This window comes from uncultured Leptotrichia sp., assembly GCF_938036635.1.
GTDB lineage: Bacteria > Fusobacteriota > Fusobacteriia > Fusobacteriales > Leptotrichiaceae > Leptotrichia > Leptotrichia hongkongensis.
The window spans coordinates 1-1,544 of the sequence record NZ_CALHQO010000107.1 but is presented as its reverse complement, the minus strand read 5'-3'; the positions used below and the strand labels follow the sequence as shown (position 1 = coordinate 1,544).

Here is a 1,544-nt window from a genome sequence, read left to right as displayed (position 1 = left end):
AGCTTCTTTTATTACTCTTTCTGCCTGTTCAGTAAAGTTCTTAAATCCTTCCGGTTTCTAGCAATTCTAAAATTAACATTTTAAATTCATCTGTGTACCTTTTACTTCTCTTGTTCATAATCAAATTCCTCTCCTTAACTATATTTTAACAAATAGGAAACTAATTTTCAAATTATTTGTCCAAGATTTTGGGTACACTCCAATTTAAAAAAATCGATTTTAAAAATAAATAACTTTAAAGAAAAAAGGCTAACTCTAAACATTTGAGAAAGCCTCCTTTTTTCATAGCTTAATTACTTTTATCTTCTTTGCTGCTGTCTTTGATAATTAAATGATTCCAGTTTCATTGAAATATTTTTTTCTGCTCCGTTTGAATATACTTTCAGATTAACTGTTTCTCCAATTTTCTTAGCTGCAACCTCACCAATAAACGCTCCTGCTGATATTATAGGTTTTCCGTTAATTTCAAGAATTAAGTCATTAACTTTTAATCCATATTTTGCTGCTGGAGAATTTGGATAAACTTGTTGAACTAAGATACCTGTTGAATAAGAAATTTTTCTTGCCTTTTTCAATTCAGGCGATAAGTCTAATACAGAAATTCCAACATATGGACGTTCATATCTTCCGTTTTTTATAATTGAATCTCTTACATTTTCAGCCAAGTTTGATGGAATTGCAAAACTTAATCCAACACTTCCACCATTTGGAGAATAAATAGCAGTGTTTACACCAATAACATCTCCATTAATGTTAAGAAGCGGTCCACCACTGTTTCCCTGATTAATAGAAGCGTCTGTTTGAATAAAGTTTTCAACTTGTTCAATTCCAAGCGAACTTCTTCCAGAAGCTCCAACTACTCCAACTGTCATCGAGCTGTTCAGTCCTAATGGATTACCAAATGCAATCGCCCAATGTCCAATTTTGATATTATCTGAGTTTGCAAATTTAAGCGGTTTGAAAGTTCTGTTTGTATTTACTTTTAAAATTGCAATATCCACTTCTGGTGATGTTCCAACTAATTTTGCCAAATATTCATGTCCATCAGATAATTTTACATAAATTTCATCTGCACCGTCAATAACGTGATTATTTGTCATCATATATCCATCACTTGAAATTATAAATCCTGAACCCAAACTTCCAGATTCACGTCTTTGCTGTCTTCTCCCTGATGTCCCAAATAAAAATGCTTCAAGTGGATTATATGTTTCTACTACAATCGTTTTCTTTGTTCTAATATTTACAATTGAGTCTTTTGCTTTTTCATAAACTGCTGCAAATGCATTTTGTGCACTATACATATCTCCTGTAATGTTCATATTTTGAACAATATGCTTATCATGTAAAATATTTGTATCTTTTGAAACTGCAGCTGTTGCTGTAAGTGCTGCCGCCATAAAAGATGTAGTCAAAAGTCTTTTTAATTTCATACTTTTAATGTCTCCTCTTTCATAAAATTTATATTTTTTAGATTTTAAAATCTTTATAATGCTAGTTATTTTACTCCTTTTTTCTTAGAAAAAATAATATTCTCATTTTTT

At 30.6% G+C, this 1,544-nt stretch carries 1 protein-coding gene; it reads right to left on the bottom strand.

Annotated features, from left to right (window positions below):
• Window positions 1–299 precede the first annotated feature (299 nt).
• Window positions 300–1,433: a trypsin-like peptidase domain-containing protein gene (locus Q0370_RS01980; protein ID WP_299571392.1), complete on the bottom strand. Its 1,134-nt coding sequence runs from the start codon at window positions 1,431–1,433 to the stop codon at window positions 300–302.
• Window positions 1,434–1,544: the final 111 nt, after the last annotated feature.

Excerpts from the sequence above, each read along its gene's own strand:
- Q0370_RS01980 (WP_299571392.1), bottom strand. The coding sequence starts at position 1,433 with ATGAAATTAAAAAGACTTTTGACTACATCTTTTATGGCGGCAGCACTT.